This is a genomic window from Salinarimonas sp., assembly GCF_040111675.1.
GTDB lineage: Bacteria > Pseudomonadota > Alphaproteobacteria > Rhizobiales > Beijerinckiaceae > Salinarimonas.
Genome location: NZ_CP157794.1, coordinates 385,781 through 410,329, shown reverse-complemented (window position 1 = coordinate 410,329; position 24,549 = coordinate 385,781). Strand labels below are relative to the sequence as shown.

Annotated in this window: 22 protein-coding genes and 1 pseudogene; 13 read left to right on the top strand and 10 right to left on the bottom strand. The window is 70.3% G+C overall.

The features are described from left to right. Positions 1-124: 124 nt before the first annotated feature. The 5 genes from argJ to ABL310_RS01860 form a co-directional block, all read right to left on the bottom strand. The gene (gene argJ / locus ABL310_RS01880) at positions 125-1,363 is read right to left on the bottom strand and encodes a bifunctional glutamate N-acetyltransferase/amino-acid acetyltransferase ArgJ (protein ID WP_349370023.1); all 1,239 of its coding nucleotides are present in this window, start codon (positions 1,361-1,363) and stop codon (positions 125-127) included. A 91-nt stretch (positions 1,364-1,454) separates the two neighbouring features. Next, positions 1,455-2,291 (bottom strand): SAM-dependent methyltransferase, encoded by an 837-nt coding sequence (locus ABL310_RS01875; protein WP_349370022.1) that lies wholly within the window; start codon positions 2,289-2,291, stop codon positions 1,455-1,457. Next, positions 2,288-3,355: a glycosyltransferase family 4 protein gene (locus ABL310_RS01870; RefSeq protein ID WP_349370021.1), complete on the bottom strand. Its 1,068-nt coding sequence runs from the start codon at positions 3,353-3,355 to the stop codon at positions 2,288-2,290. Before ABL310_RS01870 ends, ABL310_RS01875 begins: the two co-directional genes overlap by 4 nt. A 2-nt stretch (positions 3,356-3,357) precedes the next feature. Next, positions 3,358-3,756: a 6-carboxytetrahydropterin synthase gene (locus ABL310_RS01865; RefSeq protein WP_349370020.1), complete on the bottom strand. Its 399-nt coding sequence runs from the start codon at positions 3,754-3,756 to the stop codon at positions 3,358-3,360. Positions 3,757-3,761: 5 nt separating this feature from the next. Beyond that, positions 3,762-4,757 (bottom strand): zinc-binding alcohol dehydrogenase, encoded by a 996-nt coding sequence (locus ABL310_RS01860; protein WP_349370019.1) that lies wholly within the window; start codon positions 4,755-4,757, stop codon positions 3,762-3,764. Between the two features lie 74 nt (positions 4,758-4,831). On the opposite strand from ABL310_RS01860, the gene mdoH reads away from it, so the two are divergent. The 3 genes from mdoH to ABL310_RS01845 all read left to right on the top strand — a co-directional run bounded on the left by mdoH (position 4,832) and on the right by ABL310_RS01845 (position 7,825). Next, on the top strand, positions 4,832-6,688 hold the full coding sequence (gene mdoH, locus ABL310_RS01855; RefSeq protein ID WP_349370018.1) for a glucans biosynthesis glucosyltransferase MdoH: 1,857 nt from the start codon (positions 4,832-4,834) through the stop codon (positions 6,686-6,688). Then, the gene (locus tag ABL310_RS01850; protein WP_349370017.1) at positions 6,685-7,428 is read left to right on the top strand and encodes an FkbM family methyltransferase; all 744 of its coding nucleotides are present in this window, start codon (positions 6,685-6,687) and stop codon (positions 7,426-7,428) included. Before mdoH ends, ABL310_RS01850 begins: the two co-directional genes overlap by 4 nt. 67 nt (positions 7,429-7,495) lie before the next feature. After that, positions 7,496-7,825 (top strand): hypothetical protein, encoded by a 330-nt coding sequence (locus tag ABL310_RS01845; protein ID WP_349370016.1) that lies wholly within the window; start codon positions 7,496-7,498, stop codon positions 7,823-7,825. On the opposite strand, the pseudogene ABL310_RS01840 reads toward ABL310_RS01845, so the two are convergent. Next, positions 7,785-8,551 (bottom strand): annotated as a pseudogene (locus tag ABL310_RS01840) (IS5 family transposase). The gene ABL310_RS01845 and the pseudogene ABL310_RS01840 overlap by 41 nt on opposite strands. 136 nt (positions 8,552-8,687) lie before the next feature. After that, positions 8,688-9,440 (bottom strand): hypothetical protein, encoded by a 753-nt coding sequence (locus ABL310_RS01835; RefSeq protein WP_349370015.1) that lies wholly within the window; start codon positions 9,438-9,440, stop codon positions 8,688-8,690. A 173-nt stretch (positions 9,441-9,613) separates the two neighbouring features. Between ABL310_RS01835 and ABL310_RS01830 the strand changes: the two genes are divergently transcribed. From ABL310_RS01830 to metH, 3 genes are read left to right on the top strand one after another with little or no spacing between them, the layout of a single operon-like run. Further along, positions 9,614-10,624: a metalloregulator ArsR/SmtB family transcription factor gene (locus ABL310_RS01830; RefSeq protein WP_349370014.1), complete on the top strand. Its 1,011-nt coding sequence runs from the start codon at positions 9,614-9,616 to the stop codon at positions 10,622-10,624. Next, positions 10,624-11,523: a methylenetetrahydrofolate reductase [NAD(P)H] gene (gene metF / locus ABL310_RS01825; RefSeq protein ID WP_349370013.1), complete on the top strand. Its 900-nt coding sequence runs from the start codon at positions 10,624-10,626 to the stop codon at positions 11,521-11,523. The genes ABL310_RS01830 and metF overlap by 1 nt, the downstream gene beginning before the upstream one ends. 56 nt (positions 11,524-11,579) lie before the next feature. Beyond that, entirely contained in the window at positions 11,580-15,329 is a 3,750-nt protein-coding gene (metH, locus tag ABL310_RS01820) for a methionine synthase (protein WP_349370012.1), read from the top strand. Positions 15,330-15,356: 27 nt separating this feature from the next. Here the strand turns inward: metH and ABL310_RS01815 are convergent, their stop codons facing one another. After that, on the bottom strand, positions 15,357-16,103 hold the full coding sequence (locus ABL310_RS01815) for an SDR family NAD(P)-dependent oxidoreductase (RefSeq protein WP_349370011.1): 747 nt from the start codon (positions 16,101-16,103) through the stop codon (positions 15,357-15,359). Between the two features lie 166 nt (positions 16,104-16,269). On the opposite strand from ABL310_RS01815, the gene ABL310_RS01810 reads away from it, so the two are divergent. From ABL310_RS01810 to ABL310_RS01800, 3 genes are all read left to right on the top strand, one after another. Next, complete coding sequence (locus ABL310_RS01810; protein WP_349370010.1) at positions 16,270-16,944, top strand: hypothetical protein; 675 nt, start codon at positions 16,270-16,272, stop codon at positions 16,942-16,944. 216 nt (positions 16,945-17,160) lie between these two features. Beyond that, positions 17,161-17,757 carry a transposase gene (locus ABL310_RS01805; protein WP_349370009.1) on the top strand — a complete coding sequence of 199 codons (597 nt, stop codon included), beginning with the start codon at positions 17,161-17,163 and terminating at the stop codon, positions 17,755-17,757. Then, the gene (locus tag ABL310_RS01800; RefSeq protein ID WP_349370008.1) at positions 17,739-18,155 is read left to right on the top strand and encodes a transposase; all 417 of its coding nucleotides are present in this window, start codon (positions 17,739-17,741) and stop codon (positions 18,153-18,155) included. The genes ABL310_RS01805 and ABL310_RS01800 overlap by 19 nt, the downstream gene beginning before the upstream one ends. 291 nt (positions 18,156-18,446) lie before the next feature. Here the strand turns inward: ABL310_RS01800 and ABL310_RS01795 are convergent, their stop codons facing one another. After that, positions 18,447-18,680: a hypothetical protein gene (locus tag ABL310_RS01795; RefSeq protein WP_349370007.1), complete on the bottom strand. Its 234-nt coding sequence runs from the start codon at positions 18,678-18,680 to the stop codon at positions 18,447-18,449. A gap of 44 nt (positions 18,681-18,724) precedes the next feature. On the opposite strand from ABL310_RS01795, the gene ABL310_RS01790 reads away from it, so the two are divergent. The 4 genes from ABL310_RS01790 to ABL310_RS01775 all read left to right on the top strand — a co-directional run bounded on the left by ABL310_RS01790 (position 18,725) and on the right by ABL310_RS01775 (position 23,394). After that, entirely contained in the window at positions 18,725-19,870 is a 1,146-nt protein-coding gene (locus ABL310_RS01790) for a type IIL restriction-modification enzyme MmeI (protein ID WP_349370006.1), read from the top strand. A 75-nt stretch (positions 19,871-19,945) separates the two neighbouring features. Then, positions 19,946-20,898 (top strand): IS630 family transposase gene (locus tag ABL310_RS01785; RefSeq protein ID WP_349368028.1). Its coding sequence is split into 2 segments (ribosomal slippage): positions 19,946-20,288 and positions 20,288-20,898, totalling 954 coding nucleotides; the frame shifts between segments, so codons are not numbered across the junction. Between the two features lie 90 nt (positions 20,899-20,988). Next, positions 20,989-22,308 (top strand): DNA methyltransferase, encoded by a 1,320-nt coding sequence (locus ABL310_RS01780; protein WP_349370005.1) that lies wholly within the window; start codon positions 20,989-20,991, stop codon positions 22,306-22,308. Between the two features lie 15 nt (positions 22,309-22,323). Next, entirely contained in the window at positions 22,324-23,394 is a 1,071-nt protein-coding gene (locus tag ABL310_RS01775) for a type IIL restriction-modification enzyme MmeI (protein WP_349370004.1), read from the top strand. Positions 23,395-23,478: 84 nt separating this feature from the next. On the opposite strand, the gene ABL310_RS01770 is transcribed toward ABL310_RS01775, so the two are convergent. After that, positions 23,479-24,408: an HNH endonuclease gene (locus tag ABL310_RS01770; protein ID WP_349370003.1), complete on the bottom strand. Its 930-nt coding sequence runs from the start codon at positions 24,406-24,408 to the stop codon at positions 23,479-23,481. Positions 24,409-24,549: the final 141 nt, after the last annotated feature.

Here is a 24,549-nt window from a genome sequence, read left to right as displayed (position 1 = left end):
GCGTCTCATTGGCGGCGACCAGCCGCCTGGTCGGCGGCCATGGAGCGCCTGCGGCGCACATCCATGCGCTGGGTCCCTTCCCCTCCGCGCCTGCGGCGCTCCGGCCGGGGATGACAGCCCCACCTTACGACCGGTAATCCCCGTTGATTTCCACATAGGCCTTGGTCAGGTCGCAGGTCCACACCCGCGCCTCTCCGGCGCCGAGCCCGAGATCGGCGGTGATCAGGATGTCCTCGCCCTTCATGTAGGCGGAGGTCGCCTCCTCCGAATAGGCCGGGTCGCGGGCGCCCTCGTGGGCGACGCGGATGTCGCCGAAGGAGATCGAGAGCCGGTCGCGGTCGGCCGGCTCGCCGGCCTTGCCGACCGCCATCACCACGCGGCCCCAATTGGCGTCCTCGCCGGCGACCGCGGTCTTCACCAGCGGCGAGTTGGCGATGGAGAACGCGACCCGCTTCGCCGAGGCGTCGTCGACCGCCCCCCGCACCCGCACGGTGACGAACTTGCGCGCGCCCTCCCCGTCCTTGGCGACGAGCTGGGCGAGCGCGACGAGGAGATCCTCCAGCGCCGCCGCGAAGGCGGCCGCGCGCGGATCGTCCTTCTGCGCGATCGGCGCGAGCGCCGCCTTGCCCGTGGCGAAGGCGATGAGCGTGTCCGAGGTCGAGGTGTCGCCGTCCACCGTGACGCAGTTGAACGAGCGCTCCGTCGCGGCCGAGAGCAGCGCCTGCAGCACGGGCGCGGCGACGGGCGCGTCGGTGAAGACGAAGGAGAGCATGGTCGCCATGTCGGGCTGGATCATGCCCGCGCCCTTGGCGATCCCGTTGATCGTCACGCGCGCGCCGTCGATCTCCACCGTGCGGGTCGCGAGCTTGGGGAACGTGTCGGTCGTCATGATCGCCTCGGCCGCCGCGCGCCAGGCGGCGGCGTCGCCCGTCGCGCGCCCGGCGCACTCCTCCAGCACGCCCTCGAACTTGGTGGCGTCGAGGGGCTCGCCGATCACGCCGGTGGACGCCACGAACACTTCCGCAGGCCGGCACCCGGCCGCCCGCGCGGCGATGTCGGCGGTGAGCGTCACCGCGTCCGCGCCCTTGCGGCCGGTGAAGGCGTTGGCGTTGCCCGAATTGACGACCAGCGCCCGGGCCGACCCGCCGGCGAGGTTCGCCCGGCACCAGTCCACCGGCGCGGACGGGCATTTCGAGCGCGTGAACACCCCCGCCACGCTCGTCCCGGCGTCGAGCCCGACATAGAGCACGTCGGTGCGCCCCCGATAGCGGATCCCCGCCGCGGCGGTGGCGAGCCGCACGCCGGCGATCTCCGGCAGGTCGGGATGGGTCTTGGGCGCGAGCGGGGAGACGGGATGAGCCATGGCGGGTTTCGTCCGATGCGAAAGTGGCGACGCGCCGCCTCTATCGCATTCCCGCGGGCGTTCGGGAAGACGGGTGGGGTCCCCACATCCCTCACGGCCGTGCGAACAGATCCTTGTGCCCGATCGTCGCCGCCCGCGCGCCGACCCGGGCGGCGCGCCAGCCCGCCAGCGTGTCGGCCGCCACGCGCCCGGTCTCGGCGACGGCGTCCGCCTGGCCCTCGGCGAGGGCGCGGAGAAGGGCCGCGTCGCGGGGGGCCTCGAGCCGCCAGGGGCTGTCGCCGATCTGCGTCTCGTAGCCGGCGGCGGCGAAGGCGCTGGCGAGCGCGCGGGTGGCGGCGGGACCGGCGGAGGGGCCGAAGCCCTTGTCCTCGCCCTGGTGCGACAGGAAGGCCGCGCGCACGGCGTCGTCGGCGGGATGCGCCGGCTCCCAGGTCTCGCGGCCGTCGTAGGTCAGCGCGGTGTGGAACAGCGCGCCCCGCCGCGCCACGGCCTGCGCGAAGCCGGCGATCCAGTCCGCGCCGCACAGGTCGAACAACGCCGCCGCCGTGACGAGATCGGGCCGCTCGCCGAGCGCCGCGTCGAGATCGCGCGCGAGGTCGGCCTCAGCGAAGCGCACGGTCAGGCGCCGCCCGTCCTTCCCCAGGAGAAGCGCCTCCCCCTCCTCCCGCGCCGTGTCCGCCCAGGCGGCGAGGCGCGCGCGCGCCCCGGCGAGGAGCGCCGGGTCGTGGTCGACGAGCCGCCAGTCCTGCCGGGTCGGCAGCGCGCGCCAGAGCCCGCGCAGGTTCGAGCCGAGCCCGCAGCCGAGATCGACCACCGAGACCGCCTCGCGGTCGGCGAGGCAAGTGGCGAGCCGCTCGGCGAGGGCGGGATTGCGCGCGCGCCGGTCGGAATCCTCGCGCAGGTCGAGCCAGTCGGCGGAAAAGCTCATCGGGTCGCCTCCAGGCTGGCGCGCAGGGTGGCCGCGATGCGCGCGCTCGCGTCGTCCCAGGTGGGCAGAAGCCGGCCGGCCGCGTAGGACGCCTCCGCGAGGCGCGCCCGCAGCGCCGTGTCGTCGAGCACGCGGACGAGCGCGGCGGCGAGGGCGTCGACGTCCCCCGGCGGGACCTTCAGCGCGGCGGCGTCCGGCACCGTGTCCGCCGCCGCCCCGCCGGTCGAGGCGACGAGCGGCAGGCCCCGCGCCAGCGCCTCCGCCAGCACCATGCCGTAGCCCTCGTAGAGCGAGGCCGAGACGAACACGTCCGCCCCGGCATAGAGCGCATCCCGCGCCGCGTCGTCGACCGACCCCGTGAAGCGCACGCGATCCGCGAGACCGGCCTCGCCCGCCTGCGCCCGGAGCGCGGCGACGGTGGCCGGATCGCGGTCCGTCGGTCCGACGACCGTGAGCGTCCAGTCCCGGTCCGCGAGCCGCGCCAGCGCCGCGATCAGCACGTCGTAGCCCTTGCGCGGCGAGATCGCCCCCACCGCCAGCAGGGCCGGCGGCGCGCCCTCCGGCGAGCCGCTCGCCCGCGGGGCGGGCGCGGTCCCCGGCTCGGCGACGACGAGCCTGTCCTCCGGCACGGCGAAGTCGCGCACGAGCGTCGCCGCGGTCGCCGGGCTCGTCACCACGACACGCACCGCGCGGGCGAGCGCCGCGCGCTCGCTCGCGACCAGGGCCGCCGCGCGCACCGGGGAGAGCCCCGCCTCGAGCCCCAGCGGATGATGGCACAGCGCCACGATCGGCCGCGCCAAGGCGTCGATCGTCGCCGCCGGGATCGCGCCGTAGGCGAGCCCGTCGACGAGGAGCGCCGCCTCCGCCGGGACGTCCGCGAGAAGCCGCGCCGTCTCGACGAGGTCGGGCTCGCTCGGGTTCGGGAAGCCGTCCGGCAGCCGCACGAGCGTCGCGGCGATCCCGTGCGCCGCAAAGCGCGCCAGGATCGCGCGGGCATAGGCGTAGCCGCCGGTCGGCGTGTCGAGCGCGCCCGGCACGGCGAAGGCCGCGGGAAGCGGGGTCATCGTCAGAGCGCGGCCTCGTACCAGGCCCGAGCCACGTGCGATTCCTCGATCGAGACGCGGATCTTCGACACGCCCTCGCCGCCCGGCCCGAGCCGCCCCTCGCGCGCCGCCGCCGCCATGGCGTCGAAGACGTGCTTGCACAGGAACTCGGTCGTCGTGTTCTGCCCCGAGAATTGCGGCAGCGCGTCGAGGTTCTGATAGTTCAGCGGCGAGAGCGTCGCCTTCAGGGCGTCGTGCGCCCGGCCGATGTCGACCACCACCCCGTCCTGCGTCAGCGCCTCACGGAAGAAGGCGACGTCGATGACGAAGGTCGCGCCGTGCAGCTTCTGCGCGGGGCCGAACAGGTCCCCCCGGAAGCTGTGGGCGATCATGATGTGGTCGCGGACCTCGACGGCGAACATGGATCTCACTCTCCTGATGAATAGCGAATGGCGGTGGCGAGCCCCGGCGCGCCCGGCGCGAAGAGCCGCGGCAAAGCCTCGGGCAGGTCGTCAAAGGCGACCTCCTCGGTGATCAGCGCGTCGAGGCGATCGTCGTCGAGGAGCGCCAGCGCCTTGGCGAGGCGGCGTGCGTAGGACCAGCGCCCGCGCCGGCTCTCGGAGACGCGCCCGACCTGGCTCGAGACCAGCTTCAGCCGGCCCGAATGGAAAGCGGCGCCGAGCGAGACACGGGTCGAGGCCTCGCCGTACCAGGACATCTCGACGATGGTCGCCTCGTCCCCGGCGCAGGCCAGCGCGCAGGACAGGCCGGCGGAGGTCGCCGAGGTGTGGAAGACGAGATCGGCGTTCCCCGGCGCGTCGAGCGGCTTCGAGAAACGGCAGCCGAGCCGCTCCGCCACCGCCCGGCGGGAGAGGTCGACGTCGACGAGCGTCACCTCCGCCCCCGGCAACCGGCTCGCCAAGGCGGCGACCAGCGCCCCGACGACGCCCGCGCCGACGACGACGATCCGGTCTCCCGGCCCCGCCCCGCCGTCCCAGAGCGCGTTCAGGGCCGTCTCCATGTTGGCGGCGAGCACGGCCCTGCGCGCGGGAACGTGATCGGGCACGGGCTGGACGAAATCGGCGGGAGCGTCGAAGACGGTCTCATGTGGGTTGAGCGCGAAGACCGTGCGTCCGACGAGCTCGTGGGGGCCTTCGCGCACGATGCCGACGGCGGCATAGCCGTATTTCACCGGGAACGGGAAAGCCCCCTCCTGGCGCGGCGCCCGCATCCGCGCGTATTCGGAGGCCGGCACCCGGCCCGTGAAGACGAGCCGCTCCGTGCCCCGGCTGAGCCCGCTCCACAGCGTCTCGACCCGCACCTCGTCGTTTTGCCGCGGGGAAAGCGGGCGCGCGCGCAAAACCGCACGGCCGCGGGACGCGTACCACAGAGCGCGCGCCTGTCCCGCCGGCGCGTCCGTCACGGCGTTCCTCCCTGTCCAGCGTCGTCGCGCGGCATGGTTCCCCCTGGCTCCCCTGCTGACTTCGAGGACGGCTGATGAACGACATCGTGCGCCCGACCGACCTGACGAGCCCGACCCCGCTCGGCGCGCATGACATCGCGCCCGCGGCCCCGGGTTCTTCCCATACGGCCGCGCGCGCTGTCCAGACCAGCCTGTTTCGTCGCCGGCTCCTCGTTTCGACGCTCACGCTCCTCGTCTTCGGCGCCCTGCTGGCGGCCGCGGCCGCGATCCTCGCCGCGGACGGGCTCGGCGCGCTCGACGCCGTCCTCCTCCTCGCCTTCGCCGCGAGCGCGCCCTGGACCGTGCTCGGCGTCGTCAACGCCGGCATCGGCTTCGCCCTCGCCCGCCTCGCCCGCGACCCCTTCGCTTCGGTCGCGCCCTTCGCCGCCGCGGGCGAGCGCGCGACCCCGATCGCCTCGCGCGTCGCGGTCTTCATGACGCTGCGCAACGAGGACGCCGCGCGCGCCATCCGTCGCCTCGCCCGGGTGCGCGACGGCCTGGAGGCGACCGGCGAGGGCCGCGCCTTCTCCTTCTTCGTCCTCTCCGACACGTCCGACCCCGCCGTCGCCGCCGCCGAGGAGGCCGAGATCGCCCGCTGGCGGCGCGAGGCCGGGCCCTCCGCGCGCATCGCCTATCGCCGCCGCGCGGAGAACGTGGGATACAAGGCCGGCAACGTGCGCGACTTCCTGGAGACGCACGGGGACCGGTTCGCGCTGATGTTGCCGCTCGACGCCGACAGCCTGATGTCCGGGGCGGAGATCGTGCGCATGACGCGCATCATGGAGGCGCATCCCGAGATCGGCATCCTGCAGAGCCTCGTCGTCGGCGCGCCGTCGGGCAGCGCCTTCGCGCGGATCTTCCAGTTCGGCATGCGCCAGGGCATGCGGCCCTACACGCTGGGCTCCGCCTGGTGGACGGGCGATTGCGGGCCCTATTGGGGCCACAACGCGCTCGTGCGCGTCGCCCCCTTCCGCGCGCATTGCCGGCTGCCGATCCTCCCCGGCCGGGGGCCGCTCGGCGGCCATATCCTGTCGCACGACCAGGTCGAGGCCGTGCTGATGCGCCGCGCCGGCTTCGAGGTCCGCGTGCTGCCCCGCGAGGGCGGCTCGTGGGAGGAGACGCCGCCGACCTTCCTCGACTTCTCCAAGCGCGACCTGCGCTGGTGCCAGGGGAACCTGCAATATCTCGAGCTCCTGCGGATGCCGGGGCTCCTGCCCATGAGCCGGCTCCAGCTCGTCTTCGCCATCATGATGTTCGCCGCCGTGCCGGCGATGACGCTGATCCTCGCCCTCGCGCCGGTCCTCGCCGCCACCACCGATCCGGAGGCCTTCCCCGTCGCCGCGGCGCTCGGCTTCTACGCCGCCTTCCTCGCCCTCTCCCTGACGCCCCGCGCGCTCGGCGTTCTCGACGTGGCGCTGACGAACGGGGGCATGGCGTCCTATGGCGGGCGGGCGCGCTTCCTCGTCGGAGCCGCGGGCGAGTTCGTGTTCTCCGCCTTTCTCGGCGCGGCGGCCTCGATGCGCATCACCTTGTTCATGATCGGGCTCCTCTTCGGCAGGGCCGCCGTCTGGAACGGCCAGGCGCGCGACGCCCACGGCCTCGCCTGGCGCGACGCCGCCCGCGCTTTGTGGAGCACGACGCTGTTCGGGGTGGCGATGATCGGGCTCGTCGCGGCGCTGGTCCCCGTCGCCCTGCCGATCGCGCTCGTGATGTGCGCCGGCACCCTGCTCTCGATCCCCTTCGCCGTCCTCACCGCCGACCCGCGGCTCGGCCGGGCCATGGTCCGTAGGGGGCTCTGCGCGACGCCGGAGGAGGTGGCGCGCCTCCCGGATCTCGCTGGGCTCGACGCGCCGCCCGCGGCCGCCCCGCGTGCGGAAAGGCGCGCCGCATGAGCGCCGCCACGGCGATCGGCCGGTCGCTCCGCATCTATTACGGCGACCCCGCCCGCGGGGCGGCGATGGACGCGCTCTACCGCCCGCATCTCGCGCCCGGCGACCTCGCCTTCGACATCGGCGCCCATGTCGGGGACCGGATCGCGTCCTTCCGCCGGCTCGGCGCGCGCGTGGTTGCGCTGGAGCCGCAACCGGCCCCGTTCCGGGCCCTGCGCCTGATCCACGGCCGCGACGCGGACGTCATTCTGGTTCAGGCCGCGGCGGGAGACGAAGCGGGCGAGGTGCGGCTCGCCGTGAACAGCGCCAACCCCACCGTCTCCACCGCCTCCGCCGATTTCGTCGCCGCCGCGGCGGGCGCGCAGGGCTGGGAGGGCCAGGCCTGGGACCGGGAGATCCTCGTCCCCTGCCTCACGCTCGACGCCCTGATCCGCGCCCACGGCGTGCCCGCCTTCGTCAAGATCGACGTCGAGGGCTTCGAGGACCGCGTGCTCGCCGGCCTCTCGACGCCGGTCCCGGCCCTCTCCTTCGAGTTCACCACCATCGCCCGCGCCGTCGCCCACCGCTGCCTCGCCCGCATCGCGGCGCTCGGCCATTACCGCTTCGCCCTGTCGCTGGGCGAGAGCGCCCGGCTGGAGGAGCCCGCCTGGATCTCGGCGGTGGAGATGGCCGCCACCCTCGACGCCCTGCCGCACGAGGCGAATTCCGGCGACGTCTACGCCACGCTGACGCCGCCGGGGTGACGGGGGCGATGGAACTAGTCGTCCGGGATGAACCTTGCTATCTTATGTCGAGCACTGGAACGAGCCCATGATCGTTGCACGCCACCGCGAACGAGATCTCTGCTTCGTCGAAGCCTACGACGCGGGCGTCGGCGTGCCGCTCATTCGGCATCCGGACGGCGCATGGGAGCTCGCCGCCGTCGACCCCGAGGAACTGTGGGACGACTACATGGACGTCGGGAATTCGTCCGAGCGCTCGGCGCTTCTCGACGAAGCCAAACGAGCCTGGCAGGTCTTCAGGGCGAGTGTGGGCGAGGTGGAACTCGATATCCTCACCGTCTCGCAGATTCGTGATCGTATCTCTCTAGGATGCGGACTCATTTCGCGGCAAGCCAAATCCGGATCGCGGCGAGCTTGAGCGCGGCGAGGAAGTTGTCGGGCGAGCGGTCGTAGCGCGTGGCGAGGCCGCGGAAGTGCTTGATGCGATTGAAGAAGCGCTCAACGAGGTTTCGCTGGCGGTAGAGCCAGGAGCTGAACGGGAAGCTGCCCTTTCGGATCGCGCGGGGCGGGATGTTCGCCCAGGCGCCGCGTTCGGTCACCGTCGCGCGGATCGCGTTCGTGTCGTAGGCGCGGTCGGCGATCAGGATGGCGTCTTTCGCGACGAGCGGAAGGAGCTGCTCGCAGGCCGGTGCGTCGTTTGCCTGCCCTGCGGTGAGCAGGAGGCGAACCGGCCGCCCTTCCGCATCGACGAGGGCGTGGATCTTGGTCGTCAGGCCGCCGCGGGAACGTCCCATGCGACCATCTCCGGCGGCCTCCGAATCCCCCTTTTTCCCGCGGCCCCGTGCTGGTGGACGCGGACGCAGGAGCTGTCGATCATCACGATGTCGCCGTCGTAAGCCTCTGAGACGGCGTCCAGAATTCGGTCCCAGACGCCTGCTTTCCGCCATCGGACGAAGCGGTTGTAGAGCGTCGTGCGCGGGCCGTAGCGCTCGGGCACGTCGCGCCAGGGCGCACCCGTCCGGAAGCGCCAGACGATCCCGTTGATCACCCGCCTGTCGTCCACCCGGGGCACGCCGCGCACCTTGTTCGGCAGAAGCGGCTGGATGATCGCCCATTCCTCGTCGGTCAGCTCATGGCGGCGCATCGAATCCTCCCTCGATCAGGAAGGTTGAATCATCCTACGCTCGAGCGATCAAATCCGCTTTGCCGTTTATGGGGCCAGAGCCTAGCCGGCGACCTCGTCCTCTATCCCGCGGACCTCCGCGAGCGCTCCGCACACGCTAAAGCTGGGTCTTGAGTCGGTCCATCGTTCGGCAGAAGCTTTCGGCTGAACAGGCGACCTCTGCGCGAAGCATCTCGAGCAGGTCGGCGAGGCCCGGGTCGTCGCCTCGTCCCGCGGCCTCAGCGAAAATGGTCAGGTTGGCGGTCCTGCACAGGCCGATCTCGGCGACCATGCGCTTCCGATCGGCGATGGTCAGGTCCTCGCCACGAGGCCGCCATCGCTCGTACACGGCGTGCGTCATCGCTCCGTTCGCCAGGATCATGTCCGCGTAGGACATGTAGTGCTCCACGATCATTCCCGTACTGGCAAGCCTGATGTCCGTCGCGATCATGCGCCAGCCATAAGGGTTGGGGCGCGCGAACTTCGCCGTCTCGAACTTGACGATGCCAAGGCGGCCATGGTCTGCTTCGAGGGTGAAGAACGCCAGAATGGTCAGAGCCTCATCAAGGCTCGTAAATCCGGTTCGAAAGCGAAGGAAATCACGAATATGCGCAATCGTGAACCAAGGTTTACTTTTTAGTGTTGACGGGCGATTCGCTTTTTCTTCGGTCGAATTTCGCGTCTTCGCATTAATTTCGCTGCGCAACCCTGTTCCGGCCTCCATTCGCTTTGTCAGCTCCTTCAGCTGCGGCAGCGATTCTTCGCGCAATTCGTGCAGGGCAACCAACAAACCTTCGGGAGAGCCGAGCAAGCTCAGCGGAATAGGGTTCACGATCGCTTCAGGGCGGCTCTGGTCTTCCTCGGTGCGCATGTCCGGGTCTCGAGATCGTCGGGATCGCGGAAAGCTAGCAGACGCCCCTTGATGGTCAATCTCCAGTACACATTCCGGCCACCCTCCACATGTAGATATCTTTATATCTTTCTTCCCGCCGCCGACGGTGCTATGGTCGGCTCTCATCGCGACCGCCCGCCGGAGGTGCGCCCATGACCGATCCGACGCTGACCTCGTCGACCGCCCTCGCCGCCCTGCGCGCGGCGGGCGAGGAGACGCGTCTGCGCATCCTGGCGCTCCTCGCCCAGGGAGAGCTGTCGGTCTCGGACCTGACCGACATTCTCGGCCAGTCCCAGCCGCGGATCTCGCGGCATCTGAAGCTCCTCGTCGAGGCCGGCCTGGTCGAGCGCCACCGCGAGGGCGCCTGGGCCTTCTTCCGCCTCGCCGATCGCGACCCGGCGGCGTCGCTGCTGCGGCCGCTGCTCGATGCCCTTGACGAGCGCGATCCCACCATCACCGGCGACCGGGACCGTCTCGCCGCCGTTCGCGCGGCGCGGGCTGAAGCGGCGCAGGCCTATTTCGCCCGCCTCGCGCCGGACTGGGACCGCGTCCGCCAGATGCAGGCGCCGGCGGAGACCGTGGAGGCCGCGATCGAGGAGGCGCTCGGCGACCGGCCCGTGCGCGCCCTCGTCGATCTCGGCACCGGAACGGGGCGCATGCTCACCCTGCTCGCCCCCCGCGCCCGGCGCGCGGTCGGCCTCGACGCGAGCCACGCCATGCTGTCCGTCGCCCGCGCCAACCTGGAGAAGGCGGGCGTGCGCGGGGTCGAGCTGCGCCAGGGCGACATCCACGCGCCGCCCGTGGAGCCCAACGCCTTCGATCTCGTGATCATCCATCAGGTGCTGCATTATCTCGACGAGCCGGCCCGCGCCCTGCGCGAGGCCGCGCGCCTCGTGGCGCCGGGCGGCAGGCTTCTCGTCGTCGACTTCGCCCCGCACGAGTTCGAGTTCCTGCGCACCGCGCAGGCGCATCGTCGCCTCGGCTTCGCGCGCGAGCAGGTCGCCGGCTGGCTGGGCGAGGCCCGTCTCGCCTGCACACTCCACCGCGATCTCGCGCCTCCCGACGGCGCCGAGAACGCCCTCACCGTGTCGCTGTGGCTCGGCCAGGATCGCCGCGCCGTGACCGACATGCCCTTCCGCAATCCCGACAGAGAGGTCGCCTGATGACGTCCGCCTCCGAGAGCCGCGCCCGCCCGGCCATCGACGTCTCCTTCGAGTTCTTCCCGCCGAAGACCGAGGAGATGGAGAGGACGCTGTGGGCCTCCATCGAGCGGCTCGCGCCCCTGTCGCCGCGCTTCGTCTCGGTGACCTACGGCGCCGGCGGCTCCACCCGCGAGCGCACCCACAACACGGTGGCGCGCATCGTCCGCGAGACCGCGCTCGAGCCCGCCGCCCACCTCACCTGCGTCGCGGCGACCCGCGCGGAGGTGGACGAGGTGGTGCGCGGCTACTGGGACGCCGGCGTGCGCCACATCGTGGCCTTGCGCGGCGATCCCGTCGGCGGGCCCGGCACGGCCTACGAGGCGCATCCGGGCGGCTACGCCCAGGCCTGCGACCTCGTCGCGGGCATCCGCAAGGTCGGGGATTTCGAGATCTCGGTCTCGGCCTATCCCGAGAAGCACCCGGAGGCGGCGACGTTCGACGCCGACATCGACGCGCTCAAGAAGAAGGTCGACGCCGGCGCGACGCGGGCGATCACGCAGTTCTTCTTCGACAACGCGATCTACTACCGCTACGTCGATCGCGTCCGCGCGGCCGGCATCGAGATCCCGATCGTGCCGGGCATCGTGCCTGTGCAGAACTTCAAGCAGACGGCGAACTTCGCGCGCCGCACCGGCGCCTCCGTGCCGGATTGGCTCGCCCGTCGCTTCGAGGGGCTCGACGACGACGTCGAGACGCGCAAGCTCGTCGCGGCCGCCGTCGCCTCCGAGCAGGTCATGGACCTGCGGGCGCACGGCGTGGAGGAGTTCCACTTCTACACGATGAACCGCGCCGAGCTCGCCTACGCCGTCTGCCACATGCTGGGCCTGCGCCCGGCCGAGGCGTCCGCCGCCGCGGCCTGATCCGCGCGGCGCGCCCGTCGCCAACGCCCCGTTCCCGTCGAGAGAAGAGCGCTTTCATGTCCGACATCCGCCCCGCCGACGGCGCCGAGATCCTCGCAGCCCTGAAGGACGCCGCCCGCGAGCGCATCCTCGTGCTCGACGGCGCCATGGGCACCGAGATCCAGAACCGGAAGTTCTCGGAAGAGGACTTCCGCGGCGCGCGCTTCGCCGATCACGGCCACGATCTCAAGGGCAACAACGATCTCCTGATCCTGACCCAGCCCGACGCCATGCGCGACATCCACCTGGACTACTTCCGGGCGGGGTCGGACATCGTGGAGACGAACACCTTCTCGGGCACCTCCATCGCCCAGGCCGATTACGGCATGGAGGACATCGTCTACGAGCTCAACCGCGAGGGCGCGCGCCTCGCCCGCGAGGCGGCGGCGATCGCGGCCGCGGAGGACGGGCGCCGGCGCTTCGTCGCGGGGGCGATCGGGCCGACGAACCGCACGCTCTCGATCTCGCCGGACGTGAACAACCCGGGCTACCGCGCCGTCACCTTCGACCAGGTGCGCGAGGCCTATGCGGAGCAGATCCGCGGCCTCGTCGACGGCGGGGCGGAGATCGTGCTGATCGAGACGATCTTCGACACGCTCAACGCCAAGGCGGCCATCGTCGCCGCGCGGCAGGTCTTCGCCGAGCGCGGCGTGGCGCTGCCGATGATGATCTCGGGCACGATCACGGACCTCTCCGGGCGCACGCTGTCGGGCCAGACCCCGGAGGCGTTCTGGCATTCGGTGCGGCACGCCGAGCCCTTCACCATCGGGCTCAACTGCGCGCTCGGGGCCAAGGAGATGCGCGCCCACATCGCCGAGCTCTCGCGGGTGGCCGACACCTTCGTGTGCGCCTACCCGAATGCGGGCCTGCCCAACGAGTTCGGGCTCTACGACGAGAGCCCGGAGGCGACGGCGGCGATGATCGCCGAGTTCGCCGAGGCGGGCCTCGTCAACATGGTGGGCGGCTGCTGCGGCACGACCCCGGCGCATATCCGCGCCATCGCCGAGGCGGTGGCCGGCAAGGCCCCGCGGCAGTTCGGCGAGAAGCCGCGCATGCTGCGGCTGTCCGGCCTCGAGCCCTTCACGCTCACCCCGGACATCCCCTTCGTGAACGTGGGCGAGCGCACGAACGTGACGGGCTCGGCCAAGTTCCGCAAGCTCATCACCAACGGCGACTACGCCGCCGCCCTCGACGTCGCCCGCGACCAGGTGGCGGCGGGCGCGCAGGTGATCGACGTCAACATGGACGAGGGCCTGCTCGATTCGCACAAGGCCATGGTCGAGTTCCTCAACCTCGTCGCCGCCGAGCCCGACATCGCCCGCGTGCCTGTGATGATCGACTCGTCGAAGTTCGAGGTGATCGAGGCGGGCCTGAAGTGCGTGCAGGGCAAGGCCATCGTCAACTCGATCTCGATGAAGGAGGGCGAGGACGCCTTCCGCGCGCAGGCCCGGATCTGCCGGGACTACGGCGCGGCGGTCGTCGTCATGGCCTTCGACGAAGAGGGGCAGGCCGACACGGCGGCGCGCAAGATCGAGATCACGAAGCGCGCCTACGACATCCTGGTCGAGGAGGTCGGCTTCCCGCCGGAGGACGTGATCTTCGACCCGAACGTCTTCGCGGTCGCCACCGGCATCGAGGAGCACGACAATTACGGCGTCGACTTCATCGACGCGACGCGCGCCATCCGCACGAACCTGCCCCACGCCCACGTCTCGGGCGGCGTCTCGAACCTGTCCTTCTCGTTCCGCGGCAACGAGCCGGTGCGCGAGGCGATGCACACCGTGTTCCTCTACCATGCCATCCAGGCGGGGATGGACATGGGCATCGTCAATGCCGGCCAGCTCGGCGTCTACGACGAGCTCGACCCGGAGCTCAAGGAGCTGTGCGAGGACGTCGTCCTCAACCGCCGCTCGGACGCCACCGAGCGCCTGCTCGAGGTCGCGCCCCGCTTCAAGGGCGACGGCTCCGGCGCGGCGAAGACGCAGAACCTCGAATGGCGGACCTGGGAGGTCCAGAAGCGCCTCGAGCACGCGCTGGTCAACGGCATCACCGAGTACATCGTCGAGGACGTCGAGGAGGCCCGGCAGACGGCCGAGCGCCCGCTCCACGTCATCGAGGGCCCGCTCATGGCGGGCATGAACGTGGTCGGCGACCTGTTCGGCGCGGGCAAGATGTTCCTGCCGCAGGTGGTGAAGTCGGCGCGCGTGATGAAGCAGGCGGTGGCCCATCTCACCCCCTACATGGACCGGGAGAAGGAGGAGATGGGCCTCGCCGACAAGCCGGCGGCGGGCAAGGTTCTGATGGCGACCGTCAAGGGCGACGTGCACGACATCGGCAAGAACATCGTCGGCGTCGTGCTCGCCTGCAACAATTACGAGGTGATCGACCTCGGCGTCATGGTGCCGGCGGCGAAGATCCTCGACGAGGCGAAGAAGCACGGCGTCGACATCATCGGCCTGTCCGGCCTGATCACCCCCTCTCTCGACGAGATGGTGCACGTCGCCGCCGAGATGGAGCGCGAGGGCTTCGACATTCCCCTCCTCATCGGCGGGGCGACCACGAGCCGCGTGCACACGGCGGTGAAGATCCACCCGGCCTACGAAAAGGGCCAGGCGGTCTACGTCACCGACGCCTCGCGCGCGGTCGGCGTGGTGTCGAGCCTGCTCTCCGACGAGCAGAAGGGGCCCTACGTCGAGACCCTGCGCAAGGAATACGCCCGCGTCGCCGACGCGCACGCCCGCGCCGAGCAGGACAAGCAGCGGCTTCCCCTGCCAAAGGCGCGGGAGAACGCGACGCGGATCGACTGGTCGGGCTACACGCCGACGAAGCCGAGCTTCACCGGAGCGCGGGTGTTCCGCACCTACGACCTCGCCGACCTCGCCGCCTGCATCGACTGGACGCCCTTCTTCCAGACCTGGGAGCTGAAGGGGCGCTTCCCCGCGATCCTCGAGGACGAGAAGCAGGGCCCGGCGGCGCGCCAGCTCTACGAGGACGCGCAGGGCATGCTGCGCGAGATCGTCGAGAACCGCTGGTTCACGCCCAAAGCCGTGATCGGCTTCTGGCCGGCGAACAGCGTGGGCGACGACATCCGCCTCTACAAGGGCGAGAGCCGGGCGGAGACGCTCGCGACCTTCCACGGCCTGCGCCAGCAATTGTCCAAGCGCGACGGGCGGCCGAACCAGTGCATCTCCGATTTCGTCGCCCCGGCGGAGACGGGGATCGCCGATTACGTCGGCGCCTTCGTGGTCACCGCGGGCCTGGAAGAGGTGCGCATCGCCGAGCGCTTCGAGCGCGCCAACGACGACTACCGCTCGATCATGGTCAAGGCGCTCGCCGACCGCATCGCGGAAGCCTTCGCCGAGCGCATGCATCAGCGCGTGCGCACGGAGTTCTGGGGCTACGCGCCGGACGAGGCCCTCTCCAACGAGGACCTGATCAAGGAGACCTATCAGGGCATCCGCCCCGCGCCGGGCTACCCGGCCCAGCCCGACCACACCGAGAAGGAGACGCTGTTCGCGCTGCTCGGCGCATCGAAGGCGATCGGCGTCACCCTCACGGAGAGCTACGCCATGTGGCCGGGCTCCTCGGTCTCGGGCCTCTACCTCGCCCATCCGGAGGCGCATTATTTCGGCGTCGCCAAGATCGAGCGCGACCAGGTCGAGGACTACGCCGCACGCAAGGGCATGGACGTGCGCGAGGTCGAGCGCTGGCTCGCGCCGGTGCTGAACTACGACCCGGCGCGCTACCTCGCCGCCGCGGCTGAGTGAGGTCGGGACGCGTCGTGGAGAGGTCCCTCAATACGTCGCGCGCCCGCCGCTGAGGTCGAACACCGCGCCCGTGGTGAAGCTGTTCTCCGCCGAGACCAGCCACGCCACCATGGCGGCGATCTCGGCGGGCTCGACGAAGCGGCCGCGGGGGATCTTCGAGAGCATGTAGGCCACGTGCGCCTCGCTCATCTGGTCGAAGATCGCCGTGCGCGCCGCCGCCGGCGTGATGCAGTTCACCGCGATGTCGTGCGCGGCGAGCTCCTTGCCGAGCGACTTCGTCAGCGCGATGGCGCCCGCCTTGGCGGCGCTGTAGGCGGCGGCGTTGGGGTTGCCCTCCTTGCCGGCCACAGAGGCCGTGATCACGACGCGCCCGTAGTTCCGCGCGATCATGCCCGGGATCAGCGCCCGGCAGGTGAGGAAGACGCCGGTGAGGTCGATGTCGACCACGCGCCGCCATTCCTCCACCGGATAATCCCAGGTCTTGCCGTTGGCCCCGGCGATGCCGGCATTCGCGCACAGGATGTCGATCCCGCCCATCAGCCGCTCGGCCTCGGCGGCGGCCGCGGCGACGGCGTCGGCGTCGGTGACGTCCACCGCCTGCGCCGAGACCGCGGCGCCGAGCGCCTCCGCCGTGCGCGCGGCGAGATCCGCGTCCCGGTCCCACAGCACGACGCGGGCGCCGCTGTGCACGAGCCGCTCGGCGATGGCGCGCCCGATGCCCTGCGCGCCTCCGGTCACCACCGCCCGCCTGCCGTTGAGCCCGTAATGGATCATGGCCGTCCTCCCTCTCGCGTCTCCCGCGGCGAGCCTAGCACGGCGGGCGCGCGACACGCCCCTGCGCGGCGGGCCAACACGGATGAGGAAGACGCGCGCACGGGGGCTTGACGCGGCGGCGCAGCGTGTTCTATCTTTGTTCCGTCATTGCGAGGGAGGAGCGCGCATGGTGCGGGTGCCCCTGTTCGAGCCGACGGTGATCCGCATCCGCCCATGCGGCCTCGCGGGGGAGCCGCCGCGGGTGCACGAGCGCCAGGCGCATCATCCCTCGACCGTCGCGCTGGTGCGCTCCTACATTGAGGGCACCACCTGGTCGCACCGGATCATCGCCGGGAAGACGAAGGTGAACCCCGGCACGATCTCGCGCTGGCAGGCCCGCCACGGCTGGCGCCGCCCGCCCGGCGCCTGCCGCCCGGCCCCGCGCCCGGAGGCGGCGCGCTACGGGCCGAACCTCACCGGCCGGGCGCTGGCGCGCGCGCTCCTCGTCCAGGTCGAGCGGCTGGTGGTCGAGATCGCCGACGAGGAGCGCGTCGACCCCGCCCGCATTCGCGAGGCCCTCGACCTCCTCGCCCGCGCGCGGGAGGAGGACAAGATCCGCCGCGGCAAGCGCCTGAAGCCTCCCGAGACCCCGCCTGCGCCGAAGCGCAAGCCCAAGCGCAAGCCCGGGGACCCGCCCATCCGCCGCCGCTCCCGCCGCGCGCTGAACGAGGCCCTGCGCCGCATGGAGGGCCTGCGCCCCGAGGACACCCTCGCCGCCGAGCTCCGCACCCAGCTCCGCCGCGAGCCGCGCCGGCGGGGCCCGCGGAGGCGGGTCGAGGGGGAGGGATGGGGGCGGGCGTGACGCCCCGCAGGCTCGCCGCATCATGAAGCCCGCCGCGCGCCTCCCCTCTCCCGAACGGGAGAGGGGCCCCGGGGTGAGGGCCTGCCGCCAGCCGGCCTCGCGCAGGACGCACGCCCCCGTCTCTCCTTCCCTGTAGGATTTCTCTGCGAAACTCCGGCTTGGCCGCGGCGGGGCGTTCTGATTCACTGAGGATGGATCGGGTTCTGGAGATTCGTCATGGCGCCTTCTCAGATCAGCTTCGCCGACCATTTCACGGATTCTCGCCTCGGGTCGAACAAGCCGTTGGAGGCGATCGACGCACTGATCGACTGGACCCCGCTGGAAGCGCAGGCGCGGGAGATCCGCAAGGGGCAGACCGGTCGCCCGCCCTACGCGGCGCTCGCGATGCTCAAGGCGTTGTACCTCCAGACGCTTTATCAGCTCTCCGATCCGCAGCTGGAATCGGCCCTGCTCGACAGGCTCTCGTTCCGCCGCTTCTGCGGCTTCGGGCTGGACGAGCGCACGCCCGACGAGACGACGATCCTGCGCTTCCGGCACGCGGCGGCGGAGGTGGGGCTTCTGGAGGCGTGCTTCGAGGCGGTCAACGCCCAGCTCGAAACCAAGGGACTGATCGTCAAGAAGGGCACGCTGATCGACGCCACGCTGACCGAGGCGGCCCACAACAAGCCGCCTTTCGAGAAGGGAGCGGCGTCGGCGCGCAGCCCGCACTCGCCGGACGCGACCTTCACGCGCAAGAACAACAAGACCTATTTCGGCTACAGCAGTCGATCGGCGTCGACGAAGGGTCGCTCCTGGTGCGCCGGATCGTGGTGACGCCCAATTGCGTGTCGGACAGCGAGGCGGCCGACGCGCTGATCTGCGGGGACGAGCGGGCGGTCTACGCCGATCGCGGCTACACGCAGAAAGCGCGCCGCGAGCGGCTCGCGGGTGCCGGCATCAAGGACCGGATCATGCACCGGCGCACGAGCAACCGTAAGCCGCTGCCGCCCTGGAAGGAGCGTCTCAACAAGCTGATCTCCCGCCGTCGCGCCCCCGTAGAAGGCGTCTTCAGCGTCGTGAAGCGTCTCTACGGTCAGGGCCGCGCGCGATGTCATCGTCTCGGCACGGTGAGCGTCGACGCTGTCGCGGCAGTGACGGTCTACAATCTCAAACGCGCGGTGCGTCTCCTCGAGCCTCCGAACCGGCGCCGACGGGCGCCGGCGGGCGCATGAACGCCGCCCGAAACACGCCTCGGGCGCCCGCTCTGGCGCCCGAGGCGCCCCCGAGACGGGGCTCTGCGCCACCCGCGGCGCCCCCGAAGGGCTGGGATCGCGCGAACCGGCGCTCGAAAAAACGCCTCCTGAGCGCCCATGGCGGCGTAGGCCGCCGTTTCGCAGAGGAATCCTGTAGGGGAAGGTGGCTCGGCGAAGCCGAGACGGATGGGGCGCGGCGCGAAGCGACGCGTTCCGCGAAGCGGAACCCTCCCGGCGACCACCCCGCGCTGGAAGACCGGCCCGCCGCCCTCACCCCTCCCCGGAAACCTCCCCCTCCCCCGAGCCCTCCCCCGCGAGCCCCTTCGCCGCCAGCCGCCGCAGCGCCTCCGGCCGCGAGGGCCTCGGCTCGGGCTGGCGCGCGATCCACGCGTCGAGCGCCGCCAGCTCCTCCGGCGGCACCCGCACGGTGAGCGGCTTCGCATCCACCCGGGGCCGGCCACGGGGCTTTCGGATCGGTTTTCCGATGTCGGATATTGCGCTCATGGTCTTTTCTGATGTTGTTTATTTTTGCTTTTGACTCGTCCTAATTGCACCGTCAAGATGCCGTATCAAGACATCCGGGGGCGGTCGAATTGGCGTCGGCGTACGAGGACGAAGCGCGCGCGGAGGCGTTCATCCGCGCTTGGAAGCATCAGCCCGGAAGCGAGCGCGCGGACGCGCAGAGCTTCCTCAACGAGCTCTGCGACCTGATCGGCGCTGAGCGGCCGCACGCGGCGCGCGCCCGCGGCGTGCCGGATCTCGATTACGGCTTCGAGCGCCCCGTCCACTTTCGCTTCGAGGACGGCTCGACGGCGCCGGGCCGAATCGATCTCTACAAGAAGGGCGCCTTCGTCCTGGAGGCGAAGCAGTCCTTCAAGCGCCGCTCCGGGGGCGAGACCTTCGAGCAGCTGCCGCTCGAATTGCGCGGCGGCGTCGCCGCGCTGGAGCGCCCGCGCGCCAGGCCGAAGCCGCCGCCGAACTGGGACGCGTTGATGCGCGCGGCCAAACATCAGGCGGTCGATTACGCCCGCTGCCTCGACGAGTGGCCGCCCTTCATCGTCGTCGTCGACGTCGGCCACGTCATCGAGCTCTACGCCGATTTCTCGGGCCAGGGGAAGAACTATGCCCAGTTCCCGACGCGCACCGAGTTCCGCATCGCCATGGACGACCTGCGCGATCCGACCGTGCGGGATCGGCTGCGCCTCGTGTGGGACGATCCGTTCTCCCTCGATCCCAGCGCCAAGGCGGCCGCCGTCACTCAGGAGATCGCGGCGCTGCTGGCCCACATGACGCGCTCGCTCGAAGCGCGCGCGAAGCTCACCGAGCCCGTGCAGAAGGCGGAGTACGCCTACAAGGTCTCGAAATTCCTGATGCGCTGCATCTTCGCGATGTTCGCCGAGCGCATGGGCCTCCTGCCCGCCGCGGGCTTCCAGCGGCTCATCGCGCTCTACAAGGACAGGCCAGAGCGCTTCCATCTGGCCGCCGACGACTTTTTCCGCACCATGGACGAGGGCGGGCACGCCACCGCCATCCAGGAGGACATCAGGAAGTTCAACGGCGGCCTCTTCCGCGAGGCCGTCACCGTCGAGATCACGGGCGACGAGCTCGCCTACCTCGAGGTCGCCGCCTCGAAGGACTGGACCAACGTCGAGCCGGCGATCTTCGGCACGCTGCTAGAGCAGATCGCTTCCTGATGGAATCGCGCGGGGGATTCCCTTCGAGGCCAGTTCGTGATTCACGGTAGAGGCTGGCGGAGGAGGCCAGCCGCCATGACGAAGCCCCTCTCGATGGATCTGAGGCAGCGCGTCCTCGCTGCGGTCGATGCCGGCATGAGCCGCCGGGCCGCGGCGGACCGCTTCGGGATCGCGCCGTCCGCGGCGGTGAAGTGGTTCAACCTTCGGCGCGAGACGGGCTCGGTCGCGCCGCGGGCGCAAGGCGGCGACACGCGGTCCGGGCGGATCGAGGCGCTCGGCCCGGTCATCCTCGCGATGGTGGAGGAGGCGCCGGATCTCACCCTCGTCGAGATCGCCGAGCGGCTCGAGCGCGAGCACGGCGAGCGCTTCGCGCCCTCGACGGTGCACCGCTTCTTCGGCCGCCACGGCCTGACGTTCAAAAAAAGTCCGGCCACGCCAGCGAGCAGGACCGCGCCGACGTCGCCGCGGCCCGCGAGGCCTGGTTCGAGGAGCAGCCCGAGCTCGACCCGCAGCGGCTGATCTTCATCGACGAGACCTGGCTCAACACCAAGATGGCGCGGTTGCGGGGCCGCGCCCCCGAAGGCGAGCGCCTGCGCGCCGGCATCCCTCACGGCCATTGGCGCACCACGACCTTCGTGGCCGGGCTCAGGATCGGCGGGATCGACGCGCCGATGCTGATCGACGGCGCGATCAACGCGGCGAGCTTCCTCGCCTACGTCCAGCAGGTCCTGGTTCCGACGCTGAGCCCCGGCGACGTGGTGATCATGGACAACCTCGCCAGCCACAAGACCCCCGCCGTGCGCGAGGCCATCGAGGCGGCCGGAGCCGAGCTGCGCTTCCTGCCGCCCTACAGCCCGGACTTCAACCCCATCGAGAACGCCTTCGCCAAGCTGAAGGCCCTGCTCAGGAAGGTCGCCGCCCGGACGCGCGACGCCCTCTGGAGCGCCGTCGCCGACGCCATCGAAGCCTTCCCGCCAGAGGAATGCGCGAACTTCTTCACCGCAGCAGGATATGAACCCGAGTGGTGAGAATCTGCTCTAGAACAGGCGCTCTCCGAACAGGAGCGCGCCAAGCTCGGCGCGCACTACACGCCCCGCGCCTATGTCGAGCGCCTGCTGGTGCCGACCATCATCGAGCCCCTGCGGGAGGACTGGGAGAGCGCCCAGGCGGACGCGACGGCGAAGCTGCTCGCCGGAGACGCCCGCGGGGCGCGCACCGCCGTGAAGCGCTTCCACGACAGGCTCTGCGACACGATCGTGCTCGACCCGGCCTGCGGCACCGGCAACTTCCTCTACGTCGCCCTCGAACTGATGAAGCGCCTGGAAGGCGAGGTGCTCGACTTCCTCAAGCTCCTCGGCGAGACCGCCGAGCCGCTGCGCACCGTCGACCCGCACCAGTTCCTCGGCATCGAGAAGAACCCGCGCGCCGTGCCCATCGCCGAACTGGTGCTCTGGATCGGCTATATCCAATGGTGGTTCCGCACCCGCGAGCGAACCGTGATGACCGAGCCGATCCTCAAGGATTTCGGGATGATCCGCGAGGGCGACGCGGTTCTGGAGCACGACGGCGAGGAGATCGTGCGCGACGCGCAGGGGCGGCCGGTCACGCGCCATGACCCGAACGCCCGCAAGCTTCATCCCGTCACCGGCGAACTCGTTCCGGACCCGGAGGCGCGCATCCCGGTCACCCGCTTCGAGAACCCGCGCCCGGCGCGCTGGCCGGAGGCGGATTTCATCGTGGGGAATCCGCCGTTCATCGGCAAAGGCGAGGATATGCGGACTCAGCTTGGAGATGGTTACGTCCACGCTCTTTGGGCCAGCCGCAAAAAGAAGTCCGATTCGGTTGACTTTGTGATGTATTGGTGGGAGCAGGCAGCGAGTATATTAGCATTAGAAAACTCTAGGCTCCGTCGCTTTGGCTTTATTACGACTAATTCAGTAACACAAACATTCTCTCGTCGAATCATTGAACAATACGCATCTACAGGCAAAGCCTCGCTTATATTTGCTGTCGCCGATCACCCGTGGATCAAGGTGCCGAAAGGCATCCGGGGACGACGGGCTCGAAAGGCCGCTGTGCGCATCGCCATGACGGTCGCAGAACGTGGTTATCGAACTGGAAAGATCCTGACCGTTTCCACAGAGGAAAACCTCGACTCCGATAACCCAACGCTCGGGATTCGGGTCGATTTCGGTTACATAAACTCTGATCTTTCGATCGGGCCTGACCTGGGGTCAATTTCTAAGCTGAATGCGGCGAAAGAACTTGCACTTAACGGCGTCCTTCTCGCTGGCAAAGGTTTCGTCTTGGAACCGCCCCAAGCCCGGGCGCTTATCGCGGCCAGTCACGAAAACATTGTTCGTCCCTATGTCGACGGACGCGAATTGGTAACGCGCCCACTCGGACGATATGTGATCGACGCATTCGGCCTCGATTAGGCGGAGTTTCGGCGTTTGTATGCACCGCTGTACCAGAGACTTAGCATTGATGTTAAACCTGAAAGGGAGACAAACAATCGACGGAGTTATCGAGAGAACTGGTGGATTTTTGCCGAACCCCGCCCTACGCTAAGAGCGTCTTTAGAAAATTTGAGCCGGTATATCGCTACAACCGAAACAAGCAAGCACCGAATTTTCCAGTTTCTTCCGCAATCCTATCTCCCAGATCACATGGTGATCGCGATATGCTCAGGCGACGCGGCGGCTCTTGGGGTACTTTCGTCTCGCGTCCACATCGTGTGGGCCGAAGCCGTTGGAGGGTGGCTCGGCGTCGGAAATGATCCGCGTTATAATAAGTCGCGGTGCTTCACCACCTTCCCCTTCCCCGCCGCCACCGACGCCCAACGCGCCGCCATCGGCGCGCTCGCGGAGGAACTCGATGCGCTGCGCAAGCGCGTCATCGCCGATCACGACTTCCTCACCATGACGCGGCTCTACAATGTGCGCGAACGCATCGCCGCGCTGGAGGACTGGGAGCGCCGGCCCGATCCGGGGCGCGCGCCGCCGGCGCCGCTCGACGAGGGCGAGCGCGCCATCTACGACAAGGGCTGCGTCGGCGTGATCCACGATCTGCACCGGCGCATCGACGCCGCCGTCGCCGAGGCCTACGGCTGGCCGGCGGATCTCTCCGACGAGGCGATCCTGGAGCGGCTCGTCGCCCTCAATCGCGAGCGGGCGGAGGAGGAGGCGAACGGCCTCGTGCGCTGGCTGCGGCCCGACTACCAGATCCCGCGGTTCGGCCGCGGCATGAAGCGCCGCGAGGTGCAGATCGAGGCCGACTTCGCCGCACCTGTCGCGGCCGTCGAACCGCCGCCGCTGCCCAAGGAAGACGAGAAGCTCGTCGAGGCCGTGCGCCGGGCGCTCCGCGCCCGCGGCCGCCCCACCGACCCGCGCGACCTCGCCCGCGCCTTCCGCAACGGCGGGCGCAGCGTGGCGCGCGTCGAAAAGGGCCTGCGCATCCTCGCCGCCATCGGCCTCGCCCGCCGCACCGAAGCCGGCTGGTTCGCCGCCGACCGGATGCGCTAAAGCCGGCGCGATCGGAGCGCGCCGCCATCTCCCCGCAGGGGAGGTGGGCCGCGAAGCGGCCCGGAGGGGACGCGGCGCCTCCCCTCACCCGCGAAACACATTCTCATTGTGCCAGCGCAGGAAGGCCGTATCCGGCTTCAGCTCGGACCTCGTCGGTGTCCTGAGCCGCTGCCCGTGCAGCCGCCGGTACTCCTCGCCGTTGTTGAACAGCGTCCTCACCTTGTCGCTGACGACGAAGCAATAGTCGGGGTCGATCGTGGCGAAGCCCGCGTCGAAGACGCTGTGGATGTCCTTGCGCAGGAGAATTCCGTTCGAGACGGCGTGCGCGCCGCCCCTCCCGAACGGCACGATGTGCGCCGCGTCCAGCGCGGGCAGCACCTTGCCGTTCGAGATCGCGCATTGCCGGCCGTAGGCCTGCGCCACGGCGAGGCGAAATCCGCCCTGGCCCAGACGCGGCGCGACGAGGGCCGGCTCGCCGTAGCGGGCCTGATCGCCTTCGGCCAGGCCGGCGGCGAGAGTGGGCGCGCGCAGTTCTTCCGCCGCGGCGAGAAGCGCGTTGTAAACGCGTCGTCCTTCGCCGGCCTGCGCGTCGTAGGTCTTTCCGCCCACTATGTTAGGCGACCAGTCGTCCGGCACGGGAATCCAGAGGCGCTCGGGCAGAAACACCGCGTCGATCAGAATGCGGCAGCCGATCTCGGAGAACTCAGTGACGTCTTGCTCTTTCCTGAGGCGCGCGATCGCCGCGACGAGCGCGTCCTTGGAGGCGCACCCGTTGCGCTCTCCGAAGGCGTCCCAGGCCCAACCGATGGGCGACGGCTGGGCGAACGCGAAGACGCCGAACCCGGCGATGGCGTTGCGCGGGGCTTTCAGCCTGAAGGCGAACATCTCACCGGCCCCGATCGCAGAGAAGCCGCCCGCAGACGGCTTCCAGAAATTGACCTCGTCGAGATCCGGCCGCGCCGCCAGAAAGTCGAACCAGGCGTTGTCCGTGTTCGCGATGTAGAGCCGAGCCACCGCACTCCCCCCCCAGCGTACGATCTCGGGTTAGAGTTGCGCTGCAGTGCGGTTCGGGCAAGTTCGGAAAACGCCCGAGTGTAGACCATCACGCGCCCCCATCCCCCTGATGGTGTGGATGCCCCCTCCCAACGGCATCGC